2 protein-coding genes are annotated in these 1491 nt (G+C 68.8%); one reads left to right on the plus strand and one right to left on the minus strand.

From position 1 onward, the window contains the following. Positions 1 to 1243, plus strand: a 1243-nt coding sequence (locus tag ACWC2T_RS45815; protein WP_450676212.1) for a tyrosine-type recombinase/integrase, incomplete at its 5' end; no start/stop codon positions are given. Here the strand turns inward: ACWC2T_RS45815 and ACWC2T_RS45820 are convergent. Further along, on the minus strand, positions 1237 to 1491 hold a 255-nt coding region (locus tag ACWC2T_RS45820; protein ID WP_450676213.1), incomplete at its 5' end, for a barstar family protein. The genes ACWC2T_RS45815 and ACWC2T_RS45820 overlap by 7 nt on opposite strands.

Consider the following 1491-nt stretch of genomic DNA (forward strand, 5'->3'; position numbering starts at 1 on the left):
CGGACTGGGACTGTGCTCTCCCTGCTGGCAGAAGCACCCCGGACGTCCCTTCATCCGCGGCGAACACCTCCGCGACCGGCTCGCCGAACCGCCCTTCTGGCTGGGCGACTTCGTCGCCCATGTCGCTGCCCGCCACTGCGTCGCCCGGGCCTGCGGCTTCGTCACTGACCTGGGCCGGCTCCTGGAAGACGAGGACTCCAACTCGCCCCAGGCCCTGCTGGAAAGGTCTCGCCGACCCGGACGCTCTATGGGGTCCTTCGCCCGCGCGCTTGAGGACTTCTTCACGCTCCGTGGCCTGGCCCTACCCACCGACCAGGCCGAACGGCTCGCCGCCGGGCGGCGCAAGCGCCGCATCGACGCCGTCCCCGAACCCCTCAGACCAGCCGTCACGGCCTTCGACGCCTCCCGCATACGGGCCCAGGACCGGGCCCGCCGGGCCGGGACCCGGCCCCGCAGTGACCACACCCTCGAAACCGCTCTGGCCATCCTGCGAGACCTGGCCCTTTTCCTCATGGGTCACCGAGGCAAGAACGACTGGGCGCTGGTGGACGTGCACGATGTCGAAGCCTTCCTGGCCACGCTTCCCCGGGCCCGCAAGCGGCGGCTGACCGTCCTGCGGCAGTTCTTCCGCTTCGCTCGCTCCCAGCACATCGTGCTGATCGACCCGAGCCGGACCCTGACCGCCAAGGAGCCGAACGGCTTCCGCGGCAGGACTCTCACCCTCGACCAGCAGCGCGAGCTCTTCCGCCGCTGGACCACCCTCGAGCCCGTCCACCCGCACGAGGCCCTGACAGGCATCCTCGCCCTGCTGCATGGCGCCTCCAGCACCGAGGTCCGACTGCTGCAGGTCACCGACGTCGACCTGGTGGCTCACACGGTCCGGCTCGGCAAACGACCGCACCCCGTCCCGCTGGACCCTGCCTCCTGGACGGTGCTGCAGCGCTGCCTCGCCCACCGTGAGGCATGGCCCACGGCCAACCCGCACGTGATGGTCACCAAAGGAACGAAGGCCGGGCGATGCCCGGCCTCAACTGCCTATCTTTCCCACGTCCTTGACGACTGCGGATACCCACCCCGGATGATCCGCAGCACCCGGCTCGTCGACCTGGTGAACACTATGGACCCCAAGCTCGTCGCCGCAGCGTTCGGCATGGACCCGCAAGCCACCCTGATCTATCTCGCGGATCACGTCGACGAGAGCCGTCTGCCCAGTGGAGAAGTGCAGAGCGTGCGACATCACTGAAGCCGCAGCACCCCGGGAGCACGGTCCTCGAAGATCTCGGTCAGCCAGTCAAAGACCGTCGTTCCGCGCTCTTCACGCGCCGCGGCCAGATCGGCACTGACGGCGGGACGGTTCGTGGGATGGCACCGCGACAGGCGGATTTCCAGCTGGCGAGCCGTCTCCGCATAGCCCAGATACTCACGAGACGCCTTATGGTCCCGCCACTCGACCACATAGTCGTCATCGTCGGGCGCCCCGAAACCGCCGCT

It is taken from the genome of Streptomyces sp. NPDC001393 (assembly GCF_053597455.1).